This is a genomic window from Streptomyces sp. N50 (assembly GCF_033335955.1).
Lineage (GTDB): Bacteria > Actinomycetota > Actinomycetes > Streptomycetales > Streptomycetaceae > Streptomyces.
In genome coordinates this window covers 9,674,799-9,692,262 of record NZ_CP137549.1, presented here as the reverse complement: position 1 = coordinate 9,692,262, position 17,464 = coordinate 9,674,799, and the positions used below count along the sequence as shown (strand labels likewise).

The window sequence follows — 17,464 nt, the reverse complement described above, 5'->3', positions numbered from 1 at the left end:
ATGGTGCGCCGCGTGCTCTCCCTGACGTCCGGCCGGATCGCCCTGGTGATCCTGACCGTGATCGCCCTGCTCGCCGTCCTCGGGCCGTTCATCGCGCCCGACAACCCGCTGGCCACCAGCTCCGACACGCTCGCCGACGCGTCGGGCGCGCACTGGCTCGGCACCGACTACCTCGGCCGCGATGTGCTCAGCCGGTTGCTCGACGGGTCCCGGGTCAGCGTGCTCGGCTCGCTCGAAGTCGCCCTCACCGCACTGGGAGTCGGGGCCGTTCCGGGCATTCTCTCGGTGTACTTCGGCCGGGTCTTCGAGTGGGTCACCCTCCGGCTGACCGACACGCTGGTCGCCCTGCCCTTCCTGCTGTTCGCCGTCGCCGTGGTCGCGCTGCTGGGCAACGGGATCACGCAGGCGATGCTGGTGACGGGCGTGCTGGTGTCCCCGCTGTTCTACCGGGTGGCCCGTGCCGCGACGCTGGCGGTGGCCCGATCGCCGTACGTGGAGGCCGCGTTGATCTCCGGGGCGTCGATCGGGTGGGTCGTCCGGCGGCACGTCTGGGTCAAGGTGCTGCCGCCGATCGCGGTGGCCCTCGCGCAGACCATCGGCGTCGGCTTCGTCATCGTCTCGACGCTGACCTTCCTGGGGATCGGGGTCCAGCCGCCCGCACCCACCTGGGGCGGGCTGCTCGCATCGGACCTCGGCTACCTCACCCAGAAGCCGTGGGCGCCGGTGGTCCCCGCCCTGCTGATCATGGTCACCGTCTGGGCCTGCAACCTCCTCGCCGACGCCATCCGCGACGTCTCCGGCGAGGCGGGCCGCGCCCTCGTCAACAACCGCAAGGCGCGCGCCAATCGCCAGGCCGAGACCGACTCCGACCTCGCTCACGTTCACGCCGGAGGTGCGTGATGGCCAGTCTCTCCACGAAGGTCCTGACCCAACCCGCGGCCTCGAACGCGCCGGAACCCGTCCGCCCGGCGACCCTCCCGTCGACGCCGGTCCTGTCCGTACGCGACGTGCGCATCAGCGACCGGGCAGCCGGCCAGGAGATCGTCCACGGCGTCGACTTCACGCTCACACCGGGCAAGGCCGTCGGCATCGTCGGCGAGTCCGGCAGCGGCAAGACCCTCACCTGCCGGGCCACCCTGGGCATCCTGCCCGCGCACTTCGAGGTGACCGGCGGCTCGATCGAGATCGACGGCCAGGACATCTCCGGTCTCTCGCCGGCGCAGTGGACGGCACTTCGCGGCGCCACGATCAGCGCGGTCTTCCAGGATCCGGCGTCGTATCTCAACCCCTCGATCCGCGTCGGCGCGCAGATCGCCGAGGTCCTCAAGGTGAAGAAGGGCCTGAAGCGACGCGAGGCACGCCGCCAGGCGATCGACCTGCTCCACGCGGTGCGGCTGCGCGACCCGGAGCTGGTCTACACCCAGTACACCTACGAACTCTCCGGCGGCATGCTCCAACGCGTCCTCATCGCCGCCGCGATCGCCGCCGACCCGCGCATCCTCATCGCCGACGAGGCCACCACCGCACTCGACGTCACCGTCCAGGCGGAGATCCTCGACCTGCTGGCCGACCTGCGCGAACGCACCGGCCTCGCCCTCGTCCTGGTCTCGCACGACCTGGCCGTCGTCGCCCAGCTCTGCGACGAGGTGCTCGTCATGCGGCAGGGTGAGGTGGTCGAACAGGGCCCGACGCACGAGGTGTTGCACAACCCGCGGCACGAGTACACCCGGCTGCTGATCGCCGAGCACGAGCAGTACGGCCTGGACAAGTTCCTCGCGGCAGAGGTCACCAAGGTCGCGGAGGAGGAAGCATGAGCACCGAGCACACCGCCCCTGTCCTTGAGGTCACCGACCTGGACGTGCACTTCGGCCTCCGCCGGCGCCGCCGCCAGGCCCTGAACCGGGTCTCCCTGAGCATCGCCCCGGGCGAGACCGTCGGCATCATCGGCGAGACCGGCTCCGGCAAGTCGACGCTCGCGCGGACCGTACTCGGCCTGGTGCGCGCCTCGTCCGGGTCGATCGTGATCGACGGCGAGGAGGTGAGCGCCTACGGCCATCGGCAGTGGCGTGCGCTGCGGCGCCGGGGCGTGATCCAGTACGTCTTCCAGGACCCGCTGCGCAGTCTCGACCCGGACGTGACGGTCGAGGCGTCCCTGGCCGAACCCCTGCTCATCCAGGGCGTGTCCAGGCAGGAGGCGGCGACCCGAGTGCGCGCCTTTCTCGACCGGGTACGACTCTCCGCCGAGCTGCTCGACCGGCTGCCGGGCGAGTTGTCCGGCGGTCAGCGTCAACGGGTCGCGGTGGCACGGGCGTTGGTGACCGAGCCGCGGCACGTCATCCTGGACGAGCCGGTCAGCGCGCTCGACTCCGCCAACCGCGTGCAGATCCTCCAGATCCTCAAGGAACTCCGCGCCGACGGGGTCGCCCTCGTCTTCATCTCCCACGACCTCGGGTCCGTCGCCGGGGTCGCCGACCGCATCGCCGTGCTGTACCAGGGCGAGTTGGTCGAGGCCGGCGCCACCGCCGACGTCATCAACCAGCCCCGACACCCGTACACGCGCCTGCTCGTCCGCTCCGCACCCACTCTGCACAGCGCTGCGGCGGACCGGGCCGAACGCGAGGCCCTGCGCGCCCTCCTGCACGCCTGACACACCCTCAACTCCCCCTGAACTCCGCTGAACTTCCGCTGACAGAACAGGAACAGCCATGTCCCGCACGCTCCACCTCGCCCTGCACCCCTACGGCGTCGGCGGTCCCGGCCAGCACGGTCTGTGGAAGGACCCGCGCGTCGCGAAGAACGCCAGCATCGACATCAACTACTACATCCGGCTGGCCCAGGCTGCCGAACACGCCCTGTTCGACGCCCTGTTCATCGTCGACAGCCAGTTCATCAACTCCACCTACCCGGCGCACTATCTCAACCGCCTGGAACCGCTGACCCTGTTGTCGGCCGTCGCCACCCACACCAAGCACCTCGGCCTGGTGGGCACGGCGAGTTCGACGTACAACTCGCCCTTCAACCTGGCCCGGCGCTTCGCCTCGCTCGACCACATCAGCGGCGGCCGGGCCGGCTGGAACGTGGTCACGAGCTTCGACACCGGCACCGCGCGGAACTTCGGCCTCGACGAGCACCTCGACTACGCCACCCGCTACGGCCGTGCCCTGGAGTTCGTGCAGGTCGCCCGGGGGTTGTGGGACTCGTACGAGGACGACGCGTTCCCTGCCGACGTCGAGCGGGGCGTCTTCCTCGACCCGGCCAAGCTGCACGAACTCGACCACGCGGGCGAGCACTTCAAGATCGCGGGCCCGCTGAACCTCTCCCGCTCCCCGCAGGGCCAGCCGGTGATCTTCCAGGCCGGGGTGTCCGAGGAGGGCCGTGATCTCGCCGCCCAGGTCGCCGAGGGCATCTTCGCGCCCGGGGGCACCCTGGAGTCGGCGAGCGACTACTACGCCGACGTCAAGAAGCGCGCGGCCGCCTACGGCCGTGACCCCGAGCACGTCAAGATCCTCATCCACGGCGGCCCGGTCGTCGCCGGCACCGACGAGGCGGCACGCCGCCGCGAGCGGGAGATCTTCGAGGAGGACGACGACTTCGGCCGCAACCTCGCGCTGCTGGGCCGGTCCTTCGGGGCGTACGACTTCAGCGTGCACGACCTGGACGCGCCCTTCCCGGACGTCGCCCACCTCGCCGAGAAGGGCGGACGCACGGGCGCCACGCAGCTCATCGCGCGGGCAAAGGCCGAGAACCTGACTCTGCGTCAAGTCGCCGAGTCCGTCAACCAGTTCCGGCAGTCGCCGTTCGTCGGGGACCCCCGGACGGTGGCCGACACCATCCAGCAGTGGTTCGACGCGCGCGCCCTCGACGGCTTCAACCTCGCCTTCCGCACCGAGGAGGAGCTGAACTACTTCGTCGACAGCGTCGTCCCGCTCCTGCAGAAGCGCGGCCTGTTCCGCACCGAGTACACGTCCGACACCCTGCGCGGCAACCTCGGCCTGCCGATCCCGGCCAACCGCCACTCCCGCGAGCGCCAGCTCGTGAACGACTGAGGGCCGCGCGATGACCGAACTGTCCGCGACGGGGGGCCGCGACATCCACACCGTCCGCTTCCCCGCCACCGCTCCCCCGGCGAGCGTCGACGTCCTCGTCGTCGGCGCCGGCCCGGTCGGCCTGGCGGCGGCTGTCGAACTGACCTCGCGGGGCGTCGGGGTCGCCGTCGTGGAGCGCGCCCCGGCCGCGACGCTGGTGCGGGCGGGCGCGATGGGCCACACGCCGCGAGTCGTGGAGCATCTGCGGCGCTGGGGGCTGCTCCAGCGCGTCCGGGACGCGTGGACGTACCCGCCGGAATGGCACCGGGGAACCCGGCTGGTCACCTCCCTCGCCGGGCACGAACTGGTGCCGGTGGCCGCCCCGTCGTTCACCGACAAGGGTGGTGCCGCCGGGCACTCCGCGGACGAGGCGCTGCGCCGCCCGCAGACCGTGTTCCAGCGGGTGTTCCTCGACCACCTGACGGAACAGGGCGTCAGCGTGTCCGGCGGCTGGGAGCTGACCGGTCTGCGCGAGGACGCGGACGGCGTCGACGCGGAAGTGGTGGAGGTCGGCTCCGGCCGCTCACAGACCATCCGTGCCGCCTACGTCCTGGGCACCGACGGAGGCAGCAGCACCACCCGTCGCCTGGCCGGCATCGGCCGTACGGGCGAGCACGCCACCGAGAAGCGGCTGCGCCTCATCGTCCGCACCGGCGACCTCGCGGACCGGATCGGACCCGCCCCGAGCGCGACGAACATCGTCGTCAACACCCTCGCCTCCGGCTTCCTGGCCGCCGTGAGCGCGCGGGAGTGGCGGGTGTACGCCGGACCGTACCCGCTCGAACACGAGCCCACCGAGGGCGAGTTGCTGGACGTAGGGCGGGCCGCGTTCGGTCTGGACATCGATCTGGAGCTGGTGTCCGCGACGACCTTCTACCACGCCACTCGCATCGCGGAGACGTTCCGCCGCGGCCGGATCCTGCTCGCCGGTGACGCCGCCCATGTGCGCACGCCCGGCGGCAACCTGGGCGAGGGCATCGGCGATGTCGTCAACCTGGGCTGGAAGTTGGCGGCGGTGCTCGACGGGCAGGCCCCGCCGAGTCTGCTCGACTCCTACGACCAGGAGCGCCGCCCGCACAACTGGCGCGTCGCCGAGCACTCGTTGGAGCGCGCTCAGCGCTCGCAGGCCACCCTGGCCGAGATCCGGGCCGGCGGCATACCCGACGACGCGGACCTCGGCGAGGACGCGGTACGGCGGCGGGCCGAGATCGGCGCACGGCTGCGCCGGGACCGCTTCGGCAGCGACGGGGTGGCCTTCGACGAGCGGTACGACGCCTCGGCGGTCGTCTCGTACGAACCCGGCCAGCTCGACGCCGAACAGCCCTGGCGCGCCGACGTCTACGAGGACGACCCGCGCCCGGGCCACCGCGCGCCGGACGGTCCCGTCGACCCGAGCGGCGGCACGCTCTACGACCGTCTCGGCACCTCCTTCGGCCTGCTCGTCCTCACCGAGGACCGAACCGTCGAGCGGGCCTTCGCCGCCGAAGTCGCCGCGCGTGGGCTGCCGTTCACGATCGTCCATCTCACGGACCCGGCGGCACGGGCCGTCTACGGCACGGCCAACGTCCTGATCCGCCCCGACCAGCACGTCGTCTGGCGCGGCACCCGGCTGCCCGACGCGGGCGCCGCCGCCGTGCTCGACCAGGTGCTGGGGCACGCCGGGGCGGCGGCCGAAACCGCACCGGTTCCCGTCACCACCGCCGCCTGACACCGAAAGGCCATCACCCCCATGACGAGCGAGAGACCACGCTTCCGGCTCGGTTTCCTCACCCACGTCCAGGGCCGCGACGACGACATCGCCCGCACCTACCGCAACGCCCAGGAACTCTTCGTCGTGGCCGACGAGTTGGGCTTCGACGTCGGCTGGGTCGCCCAGCACCACGTCCCCGGCGGCGGGGGCGGACTGTCCTCACCGTGGACGTTCCTCGCCCACGCGGCGGCCCGCACCACCCGCATCCGGCTCGGCACCGCCATCACCGTCCTCCCGCTGGAGGACCCGGTCCGGCTCGCCGAGGACATCGCCACCGTCGACACGCTCAGCGGGGGCCGGGTGGAGTTCGGCGCGGGCAGCGGATCGAGCGAGGTGGAGTACGCGGCCTTCGGCAAGGACGTGGCCCGCAAGCGCCAACTCACCAGCGAGAACCTCGACATCGTGCGCCGGGCCCTGGACCGCCGCGAGGTGGGCACGCCCGGCTTCCGCATCCAGCCCCGGCCCGGCGACTTCAACACCCGTGTCTGGCAAGGGGTGTTCAGCGCGCAGGGCGCCGAGTACGCGGCGCAGGGCGGTTCGAACCTGCTCCTCAACCGGGCGGCCTACGGCTTCGACGCCCCCACCGACGAGGTCCAACGCCCCTGGGCGGACGCCTACTTGGCCGCCTGGGAGCAACCGCACCGGCCACGCATCGGCCTCTCGCGCTTCGTGTTCCCGGCCAAGGACCGGCGCACCGCGCTCGCGGCGATCGGCGACGACGTCCACCGGGCCGCACAGCGCATGGCGGAGCACGGCGCCTTCCCCAAGGGCCTCGACCAGGACGAGGCGCTGCGCCGCTTCCACTCCTTCTACGGCCATCCCGACGAGATCGTCGCGGCGCTCGGGCAGGAGCGGGTGCTGCCCGTCGCGACGGACCTGATCACCCAGTTCAACCCCGCCGTCCCCGACCACGACGCCGCCGTCCGCGCCCTCGAACTCATCGCGACCGAAGTGGCACCCGCGTTGGGCTGGAAGCCCGCGCGGGCGGCCGAACCCGCATCCGCAGGAGTGTGACATGACCCAGTACAGCGACTACTTCGGCCCCGAGGGCCTCCTCGTCCGGGGCACGGTCCTCGTCGTCCCCGGCCGCGGCGAGACCCGGGCGACCTACGCCCGCTTCGGCAGGCGCCTCGCCGCCGACGCCTACCGGGTCCGCGTGATCGACGCCCCCGACCTCGACACCGAGGACCTTCCCGCCCTCGCCGCCCGCATCACGACCGCCGCCGAGGACACGACCGCCGAGGACGGTGTCGCAGGACCCCTCGTCCTCGTCGGAGCCGACTCGGGCGCCGCCGCCGTGGCCGCGCTGCTCGGCCAGGATTCGGGCACCCGGCCCGACGCCGTGATCCTCGCGGGCCTTCCCGGCCGCGCCCCCGCCGTCACCGCCACCGCCGGCACCTGGGACGAGGAACTCGACGTCCGCACCTCCTGCCCCGCCCACCGGGGCCTCCTCACCCAGGACACCGAGGTGCGGCGCGGCTCGCTCGACGACGCGGTCCCGGAGGCCGTGCTCACCGCCGCCTACGACAGTGCTGCCTCCGACAGTGCGGCCGCCGTGCCGGTGCTGCTGCTCGTCGGCGACTCCGATCCGCTCGCGGACCACGAGGCGCTCGCACACACCGCCAAGTCCCTTGGCCGGGCCCGGCTCTCGGTCGTGCACGGTGCTCATCACGACGTCCTCAACGACCTCCAGCACCGGTCGGTGGCCGCCGAGGTCGTCACCTTCCTGGAGACCCTGCGCAACGAACTGCGGCCGCTGCTCACGGTGCGGTCGAGCGCCTGGTGAGCACGCCCGCGCCCACCCGGTACTCCGTCTGAACCCGACCTCGAAAGGTCCCGTCATGGCCTCGATCCTGTCCGTCTCCGGCAGCCCCTCCCCCACCTCCCGCACCACCCGACTCCTGCGTCACCTGGACGACCGGCTCCGTCTCCAGGGCCATGACGTGACCCCGCTGGAGGTGCGCACCCTGCCCGCGCAGGCACTGCTGGGCGCCGACTTCGGGCATCCGGCGATCGCCGCCGCCACGGCGCTGTTCGAGCAGGCGGACGGGGTGGTGATCGGCACGCCGGTCTACAAGGCCGCCTACTCGGGCCTGCTGAAGTCGCTGCTCGACCTGCTCCCGCAGTACGCGCTGACCGGCAAGACGGTGCTGCCGCTGGCCACCGGCGGCAGCACGGCCCATGTGCTGGCGATCGACTACGCGCTGCGTCCGGTGCTGAGTTCCATGGGGCCCTCGCACATCGTGCCGGGCTGGTTCACCCTCGACAAGGACATCACGGTCGGCGCGGACGGCACCCTGACCGTGGCACCCGCCACCGCCACCGCGCTGGAACAGGTCACGGACCTCTTCTCCAGCGCTCTCGGCGGCCGTACGGCGGTGCTCGCGTCCACCGCGTGATCCCTACCGGGGGCCGGCGTGGTTGTGGCAGTCGTGTTTCAACTCCCCACGTCACGCTGGTTCCCGGGCACCGGCTGTGGTTCTCTCACTGCATGACCGTGCTCGTGACCCGCCGCCACGTCGACTACGTGCGTGTCACCACCACGGCGTGTTCCGCCGTGAGCTGACGTCCCGCTCCCCTCTCTCCTTCTCGCCGCACCCCGCTGTCCGCCGCCCCGCCCGGGCGGGGTACAGCCCTGCGGTCCCCGACCGCGCCCACGCACCCCGCACACGTACGCCGCACCAAGGGAGAACCATGAGCCAGCCCATCGACTCCGTCACCGGGGGTCACACGCCCGAGGACGAGCCCGCAGGCCCCGACACCTCGGCCTGGTCGTTCGAGACCAAGCAGGTCCACGCCGGTGCCGCGCCGGACCCGACGACGGGGGCGCGGGCGACGCCGATCTACCAGACCAGCTCGTTCGTCTTCCGCGACACCCAGCACGCCGCCGACCTGTTCTCGCTGGCCGAACCCGGCAACATCTACACCCGCATCCACAACCCCACCCAGGACGTCTTCGAGCAGCGCGTCGCCGCCCTGGAGGGTGGAATCGCCGCGGTGGCCCTCGCCTCGGGGCAGGCCGCGGAGACCCTCGCGATCCTGACCCTGGCGTCCGCGGGCGACCACCTCGTCTCCAGCACCTCCCTGTACGGCGGCACGTACAACCTGTTCCGCCACACGCTGCCGAAGTTCGGCATCGAGGTGTCCTTCGTCGACGACCCGGACGACCTCGACGCCTGGCGGGCCGCGATCCGCCCGAACACGAAGGCCCTGTTCGCGGAGACCCTCGGCAACCCGCGCGGCAACGTCCTCGACGTACGGGGCGTGGCGGACGTCGCGCACGAGGCGGGCGTCCCGCTGATCGTCGACAACACCGTGCCGACTCCCTATCTGCTGCGCCCCATCGAGCACGGCGCCGACATCGTCGTCCACTCGGCGACGAAGTTCCTCGGCGGGCACGGCACCACGATCGGCGGTGTCGTGGTCGACGGCGGCACCTTCGACTTCGGCGCGCACGCCGAGCGCTTCCCCGACTTCAGCGAGCCGGACCCCAGCTACCACGGCCTGCGGTACTGGCCGGCGCTCGGCCCGGGCGCGTTCGCCATCAAGCTGCGCGTGCAGCTGCTGCGCGACCTCGGCCCGGCGATCGCACCGCACTCGGCGTTCCTGCTCCTCCAGGGTGTGGAGACACTGAGCCTGCGCATCGAGCGGCACTCGTCCAACGCGCAGGCCCTGGCGGAGTGGCTGGAGCAGCGCGACGAGGTGGCCGCCGTCCACTACCCGGGACTCCAGTCCAACCGCTGGTACGAGGCGGGGCAGCGCTATCTTCCGCGCGGTGCTGGTGCGGTGCTGGCCTTCGAACTGCGGGACGGGGTCGAGGCCGGCAAGCGGTTCGTGGACGCCGTGGAACTCTTCAGCCATCTCGCCAACATCGGGGACGTACGCAGCCTCATCATCCACCCCGCGTCGACGACCCACAGTCAGCTGGACGAGGCCCAGTTGGCGGCGACCGGCACCTCGCCGGGGCTGGTGCGGCTGTCGGTCGGCATCGAGAACCTCGCCGATCTGAAGGCCGACCTGGAGGCCGGGTTCCGCGCGGCCAAGGGCGCGTCCTGAGCACCGTACCGACGCCGTCACCGGTCCCGCTCCCGCCGGCCTCCGGGGCCTGGCGGGAGGGGGACCCGCCCGGGCGCCGCCAGTGGCACATCCGGGAGAAGCCCCTCGCGCTGGAAGCGGGCGGTGAACTGCCCGGCGTACGGCTGGCGTTCGAGACCTGGGGGCGGCTCGCACCCGACCGCTCGAACGCCGTGCTCGTGCTGCACGCGCTCACCGGCGACAGCCATGTCGCCGGGCCCGCCGGGCCGGGTCACCCCACCGCCGGCTGGTGGGACGCGCTCGTCGGACCAGGCCAAGTCCTCGACACGGACCGGTGGTTCGTCGTCGCGCCGAACGTCCTCGGCGGCTGCCAGGGCAGCACCGGACCGTCCTCGATCGGCCCCGGCGGCCGGAGTTGGGGCGGGAGCTTCCCCTTCCTGACCCAGCGCGACCAGGTCGCCGTGGAGGCAGGCCTGGCGGACGAACTCGGCGTGGAACGTTGGGCGTTGGTGATCGGCGGTTCCATGGGCGGGATGCGCGCGCTGGAGTGGGCCGTGACCTACCCGGAGCGGACGGACGCGCTCCTGCTGCTCGCCACCACCGCCGCGGCGAGCGCCGAGCAGATCGCGTGGGCCGACATCCAGCTCCACGCGATCCGTTCGGATCCGCACTGGCACGGCGGCGACTACCACGACAGCGGCCGGGGTCCCCGCGCGGGACTCGGTCTGGCCCGCCGCCTGGCCCATGTCACCTACCGCAGCGAGCCGGAGTTGGCGGTCCGCTTCGGCCGTACGGCGCAGGGAGCGGAGGACCCGTGGAACGGCGGCCGGTACCAGGTCGCGTCGTATCTCGACCATCACGCCGCCAAGTTGGTGCGCCGTTTCGACGCGGGCAGTTACGTCACCCTCTCCGAGGCCATGAACAGCCACGACATCGGCCGCGACCGCGGAGGCACGCGTGCCGCACTGCGCCGGGTGACGGCGAGGACCCTTGTCGCCGGGGTCGACTCCGATCGGCTCTATCCGCCGTACCAGCAGGCCGAGTTGGCGGCGGGGATCCCGGCCGCGGACCGGCTCCGGGTGATCGAGTCGCCGTACGGCCACGACGGGTTCCTGATCGAGACGGAGCAGGTGGCCGCGCTCGTGCGTGAACTCGTCGGCTAGCGACCCGAGTTCACAACCGCCCTACCGCCGACGCCACGGCAACGCCTCCTGGTCGTCCCCGGCGGCCTCCTCGCGGTGGAGCGCCGCGTTGATCGCCTCGCCGATCTCCGCGAACTGGCGTACCTGCTCGGGTGTGAGCGCGTCGAAGACCGCGCGGCGGACGGCCTCGACGTGGCCGGGGGCCGCGCGCTCCAGGAACTCGCGTCCCTGCGCGGTGAGTTCGGCCAGCTGACTGCGCCGGTTCTCGGGGTCCTCGTAGCGGTCCAGGTAACCGGCCTCCTGGAGGCGGGTCACGGCGTGGGTCAGCCGGCTGCGGGTGATCTTGAGGCGCTCGGCCAGCTCCGACATGGTCAGCCTGCCCTGCGGAATCGAGGAGAGGTGGGCCAGCAGGATGTAGTCGGCGTGCGTCATCCCCGCGTCGCGCCGCAGCTGACGGTTCAGGTGGTCGGACAGGAGCGTGGAGAACTCGACATAGGCGAGCCAGGCCCGCATCTCCTCGGCATCCAGCCAGCGTGGCGTGGTGGTCATGGTCGCACTGTAGTCACCGCCGTTTGAACCTTCACACCGCCCGGCCGGGCGAACTCGCACCGATCCAGTCGGTGACCTGTCGCACGTACTCCCGGTATCCGGACCGCGCGGCGGACACGACCGCGGCGACCTCCTCCGGCTCCGCGTCCAGACACAGCTGCACCAGGACGTGGTGCGGTCCGTCCGCCGGCGCGAGGGCGGCCGCCAGTCCGGCGTCGATCAGCCCGGCCCGCTCGGCCGCGCCGAACGAGGCGGCGGGTGTGAGCGGCGGCACTTCGCCCAACACCCCTGCGGAGACATGCCGGTTGATGGCGAAAGCGAGGTCGTTGAGAAGGGCCAGGACGCGCTCGACGGCCAGTCCGGTGCCCGGGTCGTCCGCCAGGCGCGCGCTGTCCAGCCGTCCGAGCGAGTCGAGTTGTACGACCGACTTGCGCATCGTGATCAGACGGTGCCCGATCGCCGCCCGGTCCACGCTCACCGGCGCCGTCCCCGCACTCGATGTCGTCATCACCGCAGCGTGCCACTCCGCAACCGCGCCCACGCGGCCGATTCCGTCTGGTGGGACACGCGATGGACGACCGCCAAGGGCGGCGGGACAGTCGTTCCCCGTGGCCAACCGGGCCGATCAGGACAAGGGGGTGCCGAGTGCGATCGTTGAGTGACCTCTTCCGCAACTTCATGCAGCTCGGATACGTGACCGACGACATCGACGCCGCGGCCGCGTTCCTGGAGTCGAGGCTCGGGACGGTCGAGTGCGTCAAGCACTTCAAGTCGTCGCTCGGCGGCGGTCTGCCGCCCACCGGTGCCGGCGCCCCGCGCGGCACCTTCGTCGTGGTGGACGGGGTGCCCGCCGACGAGTGGGTCATCGACGTCGCCCTGGTCAACGCCGGTCCGACCAACCTGGAGATCATCCGCCCGGTCGGCGGCATGGTCGACCTCTATCGCGGCGCCGTCAGGCCCGGAGAGCCGGCGACGCTGCATCATCTGGGCTTCCGCGTCGACGACTTCGACGAGGCGTCCGCGATCGTCGCCGCGAGCGGCAGGTCGTGGAAGCAGTACGGGGACAGCGGTGCCATCCGGTTCGGATACCTCGACATGACGGCCGAGCTGGGGCACTTCGTCGAGGTCATGGAGCTCGACGAGGAGGCCGCCCGGGGGTTCGCGCACCTTGAGGCGGCGTCGAACGCAAGCCGCGACTGAGTGCACTGTTCTCTTTCGGCACGGCCCGCTTCCGCAAAGCCGACCGTGTCCGCCCGATGCCCGACACTTCACGAGAGGGACCCTCATGAGCGGCGAAGGCACAGCTGATTCCTACGACGTCATCGTCGTCGGCTCGGGCGCGGGGCTGGTCGGCGCGTACGCCGCGGCCTCCCGTGGGCTGCGCACCCTGGTGATCGAGAAGACGGAGTACGTCGGCGGGACCACGGCCTATTCGGGCGCCGGGATCTGGCTGCCCGGCAACGCGGCCGAGCGGCGGGCCGGTGTCGAGGACGGCCCCGACGTCGCCCGCCCCTACCTCGACGCGATCGTCGGCGACGACTCGCCGGCCGCGCTGCGGGAGGCCTTCCTCCAGGCCGGTCCCACCCTGATCGACGAGTTGGAGAAGAACCCGCGGTTCGGCCGGTTCTTCTGGCAGGGCGTGCCCGACTACTTCGCGGGACGCCCCGGGAGCCTGCCCCAGGGCCGCACGGTCTTCCCCGAGAACCTCGACCGCTCCGAACTCGGCGACCTGGAACCGCTGGTGCGCAGGCCGCTGTGGACGGAGCGCTGGGGAGTGGAGGTCCCGTCGGAGATGATCGGCGGGCAGGCCCTCATCGGCCGCGCCCTGCTCGCGTTCATGGAGACCGGCAACGGAACGGTGCGCACGAACACCGCGCTCAAGCACCTCATCGTCGAGGACGGCACGGTCGTAGGCGTAGAGGCCCTGAGCGAGGGCGAGTCGGTGACCCTCCGCGCCGAACGGGGCGTCCTGCTCGCGGCCGGCGGTTACGAGCGGAACGGCGCGCTGCGTGAGCGCTTCCAGCCCGGGGTCACCGACGAGTGGACCCAGGGCTGCGAGGGCAACACCGGCGACGCCCTCACCGCGGGCATCGACATCGGCGCCGCGACCGACCTGCTCGACGAGTCGTGGTTCGCACCGGGCCTCGTCGTACCCGACACCCGCCCGGTGTTCTACACGTCGGTGTGGAGCGGCATCTGGGTCAACGCCGCCGGACAGCGCTACCTCAACGAACGTCTCCCCTACGACCGCGCCGGCCACGAGATGCTCAGGGCGCACCGGTCCTCGCACGTGTCGCACCTGCCCACGCACTGGGTGTTCGACCAGCGCCAGCTCGACAACAAGCGGGCGTTCGCGGGCCTGCCGGTCGCGCCGCAGGTACCCGGCTGGTTCGACGTCGAGAAGTTCCTCGCCGCCGGTGTGCTGAAACGGGCCGACACGCTGGAGGAACTGGCGGAGCTGATCGGCCTGCCCGCGGGTGCGCTCACCGAGAGCGTCGAGCAGTTCAACGGGTACGCCCGAGGCGGCAAGGACGAGCAGTTCGGCCGCGGTGAGGATCCCTGGGACCTGATGATCACGCACATGGCGGGGGCCCATACCGACGGGCCCAACCCCTGCCTGGGCGTGATCGACAAACCGCCGTTCTACGCGGCCACGATCGTGCTGTCCGACCTGGGGACCAAGGGGGGCCTGAAGACGGACGAGCACGCGCGCGTGCTCCGGCCCGACGGCTCGGTGATCTCCGGTCTGTACGCGTCGGGGAACACGATGGCGCCGATGTCCGGCCGGATCTACCCGGGCGCGGGCGGTCCCGTGGGTTCGTCGATGGCGTTCTCCTACCTCGCCGCCGTCGACATGGCCGACGAGAGCCGGTAGGCCCGGCCCTCCTCAACTCCCTCTCGGAGCAAGGCTCTTCGGGAGGGAGCCGGGCGTTCAGGCGGACTCGGTCGAGTGACCGGGGAACAGGGACAGCGCGGGGTCCAGGGCGACGGCCGCGTTGTTGACCGCGGTCGCCACCTCCCCGAAGCCGACCGACATCAGACGGACCTTGCCCGGGTAGGCGGTGACGTCGCCGGCCGCGTAGACCCGGTCGACCGTGGTGCGCATCCTGGTGTCGACGACGATCGTGCGCCGCTCCAACTCGACGCCCCAGTCGGCGAGTGGTCCGAGGTTGCTGATGAAGCCGAGGGCGGCCACGACCGCGTCCACCTTCAGCACCCGGGCCTCCTCCTCCCCGTCGACCCGCAGGTGCGCCTGGCGGAGCAGGTCGTCCCCGGTGAGGGTCGCCACCTGGGCGTTGGTGACGATGTCGACTCCGCAGGCGTGCAGTTCGCGCACGCTCGCCGCGTGGGCCCGGAACGCACCGCGCCGGTGCACGAGGGTCACCGAGCGGGCGATCGGGTGCAGGGCGAGGGCCCAGTCGACCGCGCTGTCCCCGCCGCCGACGACGAGGACGTCACGGTCGGCGTGCTCCGCCGGGTCCGGGACGAAGTAGCTCAGCCCGCGCCCGAGGAACTCCTCCCCGGCCGGGAGGGTGCGCGGGGTGAACGTGCCGATCCCGGCGGTCAGTACGACCGCTCCGGCGTCGACGGTGGTGCCGTCGGAGAGGGTGACCCGAGGGCGTCCCTCGGGTGTGTGGGTGAGGTCGACGGCCTGGCGGCCGAGGAGGTAGACCGGGTCGAAGGCGTCGGCCTGGTCCTTGAGGGCGGTGACGACGTCGCGGCCCCGGGTACCGGGGACGGCGGCGATGTCGCGGATCTCCTTCTCCGGGTAGAGCGCGGTGATCTGGCCGCCGCACTGCGGCAACGCGTCGACCAGGACGGTCCGCAGTCCGCGGAAGCCCGCGCAGTAGGCGCCGTAGAGCCCGATCGGGCCGGCTCCGACGATGAGGATGTCTGTGGTCACGGTCTCGGCCACGGGCCGGCCTCCTGGGGAGAGTGGATCGGGGCGTGCCGCGGAGTCGGTCGGCCGGCTGAGTGTAGGGCCGGTCCGAGCAGGGTCGTTCGCGCAGGTCCCGGCTGATGGGACGGCCGGTGGACGGCCCCGGACGCCGAGTGGAGAGTCGTTCTCACCGCCACCGCGATGACGGCACGGCGTCCACGGGGACGAGGAGGGTGACACGCGTGAGCGATGAGGTGCGGGTGTGGATCGATCAGAAACTGTGCACGGGTGACGGTCTGTGCACCCAGTACGCCCCCGATGTCTTCGAGTTCGGCGACGACGGACTGGCCTACGTCAAGAACGGCGAGGACGGGGAACTGCTGACGCCCGAGGGCGCGCAGGCCGATGTGGCGGACCGGCTGCGTCTCGATGTGATCGACGCCGCCGACGAGTGCCCGGGCAACTGCATCCACGTGGTGCGGCGCGCCGACGGGACCGAGGTCGCCGGCCCCGACGCCGGCTGACGTCACCTTGCGGCCGCCTGGAGCCGTACACGCATGTCGAGTGGAGGAGTGGTGACCGGTGTCTGCAGTTGTTGAGCCTCAAGTGGACCGTCGAGTCCCGTGGTTCGAGGGCGATGTGCCCGCCGACAAAGTCCCGGAGAAGTACCGGCTTTCGCGCGCGTTCGTGCCCAAGGGCCGTTATCTGGACGCCGAGTTCCTCAAGCTGGAACTGGAGAAGGTGTTCACGCGCGCGTGGTTGCTGGCCTGCCGCCTGGAGGAACTGCCGGGCGTCGGGTGTTTCGTCGAGTACGAGATCGGTGGTCATTCGATCCTCATCGTGCGGGAGGGAAAGGACTCGATCCGCGCCTATTTCAACGCGTGCCGGCATCGCGGTACGCGGCTGGCGCGGGGCCGGGGGCGGGTCGGCTCGCTCATCTGCCCCTTCCACGGCTGGCGTTGGAACCTGGACGGTTCGATCAGGCTGGTCCTCGACCGTGAGGAGTTCGTTCCGCGCTCGGACGACGACCTGGGCCTGGTCCAGGTACGGGCGGAGCAGTGGGGCGGGTTCGTGTTCATCAACATGGACCCCGACGCGAAACCGCTCCTCGAATACCTCGACCCGATCCCGCGGATCTTCGCGCCGTTCCAGTTCGAGAACATGCGCTACCGGTGGCACAAGAGCGTGCTGCTGCCGTGCAACTGGAAGACCGCGCTGGACGGATTCCTCGAGGCCTATCACGTGGCGGGCACGCATCCGCAGCTCTACCGCTTCGACAAGTCGAACACGAACATCGCCTCGATGAAGGAACTCGAGAACCGGATGTGGGCGCCCACGACGGTCTACGAGCGGCACGCCCACTATTCGAGTGTGGGCCCGAAGAAGAAGGACACCGCCAAGGACCCGGCCAACCGGGGCACAGGGGGTGTGACCGACGAACGGCTCAGCGTGGCGCTGAGCGTGCAGTACATCGCCGACGACATGCGCGGCCTGGAGAACGAGCGGAGCTGGCGGGCCGCCGAGGCGCTGAAGACGGCGGAGGTGCCGGAGGGGATGACCGCCGGGCAGTACTACCTCCAGCTGTACAAGGAGTTGTCGCTCGCGGAGGGCTACGACTGGCCGGACATCACGCCCCAGCAGTGGGCGGAGGCCGGTACTGCGTGGAACGTCTTCCCGAACACGATCCTGCTCCCGAACCAGGGGTCGGTCTTCGGCTACCGGGCACGGCCGAACGGCCTGGACCCGGACAGCTGCCTGTTCGAGATCTTCAGCCTGGACCAGGTCCCTGTCGCCGACTACGACAAGAAGCGGGACTTCCAGCCCCAGTTCTTCGAGGACTTCCGTGAGGCCGACCTCGGCGAGATCTTCACCCAGGACCTGATGAACGCCAAGGAGGTGACCGTGGGCATGCACTCCCCCAGCTTCGACGGGCACCGGCTGAGCGAGGAGCAGGAGATGACCGTCTACAACCACCACCGGGTCGCCGACCGGTTCCTCTGGACCGACTGACCCGGTCGATCCG

General features: G+C 71.4%; 17 protein-coding genes. 14 read left to right on the top strand and 3 right to left on the bottom strand.

The annotated features are described in order from the left end of the window. From R2B38_RS42995 to metX, 10 genes are all read left to right on the top strand, one after another. Window positions 1–900, top strand: coding sequence for an ABC transporter permease (locus tag R2B38_RS42995; protein WP_318021235.1), 900 nt, complete (start codon window positions 1–3; stop codon window positions 898–900). After that, window positions 900–1,814, top strand: coding sequence for an ABC transporter ATP-binding protein (locus tag R2B38_RS42990; protein WP_318021234.1), 915 nt, complete (start codon window positions 900–902; stop codon window positions 1,812–1,814). Before R2B38_RS42995 ends, R2B38_RS42990 begins: the two co-directional genes overlap by 1 nt. Next, on the top strand, window positions 1,811–2,647 hold the full coding sequence (locus tag R2B38_RS42985) for an ABC transporter ATP-binding protein (RefSeq protein WP_318021233.1): 837 nt from the start codon (window positions 1,811–1,813) through the stop codon (window positions 2,645–2,647). Before R2B38_RS42990 ends, R2B38_RS42985 begins: the two co-directional genes overlap by 4 nt. Before the next feature lie 58 nt (window positions 2,648–2,705). Then, a complete protein-coding gene (locus R2B38_RS42980; RefSeq protein WP_318021232.1) occupies window positions 2,706–4,046 on the top strand; it encodes an LLM class flavin-dependent oxidoreductase in 1,341 nt (446 codons plus the stop codon). A gap of 10 nt (window positions 4,047–4,056) precedes the next feature. Beyond that, window positions 4,057–5,793 carry an FAD-dependent monooxygenase gene (locus R2B38_RS42975; RefSeq protein WP_318021231.1) on the top strand — a complete coding sequence of 579 codons (1,737 nt, stop codon included), beginning with the start codon at window positions 4,057–4,059 and terminating at the stop codon, window positions 5,791–5,793. Window positions 5,794–5,814: 21 nt separating this feature from the next. Beyond that, window positions 5,815–6,849, top strand: coding sequence for an LLM class flavin-dependent oxidoreductase (locus R2B38_RS42970; protein WP_318021230.1), 1,035 nt, complete (start codon window positions 5,815–5,817; stop codon window positions 6,847–6,849). A 1-nt stretch (window position 6,850) separates the two neighbouring features. Next, window positions 6,851–7,621: an alpha/beta hydrolase gene (locus R2B38_RS42965; RefSeq protein WP_318021229.1), complete on the top strand. Its 771-nt coding sequence runs from the start codon at window positions 6,851–6,853 to the stop codon at window positions 7,619–7,621. A gap of 55 nt (window positions 7,622–7,676) precedes the next feature. Continuing rightward, window positions 7,677–8,234, top strand: coding sequence for an NADPH-dependent FMN reductase (ssuE, locus tag R2B38_RS42960; protein ID WP_318021228.1), 558 nt, complete (start codon window positions 7,677–7,679; stop codon window positions 8,232–8,234). A 295-nt stretch (window positions 8,235–8,529) separates the two neighbouring features. Further along, complete coding sequence (locus tag R2B38_RS42955; RefSeq protein WP_318021227.1) at window positions 8,530–9,891, top strand: bifunctional o-acetylhomoserine/o-acetylserine sulfhydrylase; 1,362 nt, start codon at window positions 8,530–8,532, stop codon at window positions 9,889–9,891. Continuing rightward, window positions 9,888–11,033 carry a homoserine O-acetyltransferase MetX gene (metX, locus tag R2B38_RS42950; protein WP_318021934.1) on the top strand — a complete coding sequence of 382 codons (1,146 nt, stop codon included), beginning with the start codon at window positions 9,888–9,890 and terminating at the stop codon, window positions 11,031–11,033. Before R2B38_RS42955 ends, metX begins: the two co-directional genes overlap by 4 nt. 21 nt (window positions 11,034–11,054) lie before the next feature. Here the strand turns inward: metX and R2B38_RS42945 are convergent, their stop codons facing one another. Then, window positions 11,055–11,561 carry a MarR family winged helix-turn-helix transcriptional regulator gene (locus R2B38_RS42945; RefSeq protein WP_318021226.1) on the bottom strand — a complete coding sequence of 169 codons (507 nt, stop codon included), beginning with the start codon at window positions 11,559–11,561 and terminating at the stop codon, window positions 11,055–11,057. A gap of 31 nt (window positions 11,562–11,592) precedes the next feature. Further along, complete coding sequence (locus R2B38_RS42940; protein WP_318021225.1) at window positions 11,593–12,069, bottom strand: hypothetical protein; 477 nt, start codon at window positions 12,067–12,069, stop codon at window positions 11,593–11,595. A 137-nt stretch (window positions 12,070–12,206) separates the two neighbouring features. On the opposite strand from R2B38_RS42940, the gene R2B38_RS42935 reads away from it, so the two are divergent. Beyond that, window positions 12,207–12,761, top strand: a complete 555-nt coding sequence (locus tag R2B38_RS42935) for a VOC family protein (RefSeq protein WP_318021224.1) — start codon at window positions 12,207–12,209, stop codon at window positions 12,759–12,761. An 85-nt stretch (window positions 12,762–12,846) separates the two neighbouring features. After that, window positions 12,847–14,436, top strand: a complete 1,590-nt coding sequence (locus R2B38_RS42930; RefSeq protein ID WP_318021223.1) for an FAD-dependent oxidoreductase — start codon at window positions 12,847–12,849, stop codon at window positions 14,434–14,436. 57 nt (window positions 14,437–14,493) lie between these two features. Here R2B38_RS42930 and R2B38_RS42925 read toward each other — a convergent pair whose 3' ends face one another. Then, on the bottom strand, window positions 14,494–15,477 hold the full coding sequence (locus R2B38_RS42925) for an NAD(P)/FAD-dependent oxidoreductase (RefSeq protein WP_318021222.1): 984 nt from the start codon (window positions 15,475–15,477) through the stop codon (window positions 14,494–14,496). Between the two features lie 206 nt (window positions 15,478–15,683). Here R2B38_RS42925 and R2B38_RS42920 point away from each other — a divergent pair, with 206 nt between their 5' ends. Beyond that, on the top strand, window positions 15,684–15,965 hold the full coding sequence (locus R2B38_RS42920; protein ID WP_318021221.1) for a ferredoxin: 282 nt from the start codon (window positions 15,684–15,686) through the stop codon (window positions 15,963–15,965). Window positions 15,966–16,047: 82 nt separating this feature from the next. Then, on the top strand, window positions 16,048–17,451 hold the full coding sequence (locus tag R2B38_RS42915) for an aromatic ring-hydroxylating dioxygenase subunit alpha (RefSeq protein ID WP_318021220.1): 1,404 nt from the start codon (window positions 16,048–16,050) through the stop codon (window positions 17,449–17,451). Window positions 17,452–17,464: the final 13 nt, after the last annotated feature.

Excerpts from the sequence above, each read along its gene's own strand:
- R2B38_RS42955 (WP_318021227.1), top strand. The coding sequence starts at position 8,530 with ATGAGCCAGCCCATCGACTCCGTCACCGGGGGTCACACGCCCGAGGAC.
- R2B38_RS42930 (WP_318021223.1), top strand. The coding sequence starts at position 12,847 with ATGAGCGGCGAAGGCACAGCTGATTCCTACGACGTCATCGTCGTCGGC.
- R2B38_RS42945 (WP_318021226.1), bottom strand. The coding sequence starts at position 11,561 with ATGACCACCACGCCACGCTGGCTGGATGCCGAGGAGATGCGGGCCTGG.
- R2B38_RS42965 (WP_318021229.1), top strand. The coding sequence starts at position 6,851 with ATGACCCAGTACAGCGACTACTTCGGCCCCGAGGGCCTCCTCGTCCGG.
- ssuE (WP_318021228.1), top strand. The coding sequence starts at position 7,677 with ATGGCCTCGATCCTGTCCGTCTCCGGCAGCCCCTCCCCCACCTCCCGC.
- R2B38_RS42940 (WP_318021225.1), bottom strand. The coding sequence starts at position 12,069 with ATGACGACATCGAGTGCGGGGACGGCGCCGGTGAGCGTGGACCGGGCG.
- R2B38_RS42970 (WP_318021230.1), top strand. The coding sequence starts at position 5,815 with ATGACGAGCGAGAGACCACGCTTCCGGCTCGGTTTCCTCACCCACGTC.
- R2B38_RS42990 (WP_318021234.1), top strand. The coding sequence starts at position 900 with ATGGCCAGTCTCTCCACGAAGGTCCTGACCCAACCCGCGGCCTCGAAC.
- R2B38_RS42995 (WP_318021235.1), top strand. The coding sequence starts at position 1 with ATGGTGCGCCGCGTGCTCTCCCTGACGTCCGGCCGGATCGCCCTGGTG.
- R2B38_RS42975 (WP_318021231.1), top strand. The coding sequence starts at position 4,057 with ATGACCGAACTGTCCGCGACGGGGGGCCGCGACATCCACACCGTCCGC.
- R2B38_RS42985 (WP_318021233.1), top strand. The coding sequence starts at position 1,811 with ATGAGCACCGAGCACACCGCCCCTGTCCTTGAGGTCACCGACCTGGAC.
- R2B38_RS42980 (WP_318021232.1), top strand. The coding sequence starts at position 2,706 with ATGTCCCGCACGCTCCACCTCGCCCTGCACCCCTACGGCGTCGGCGGT.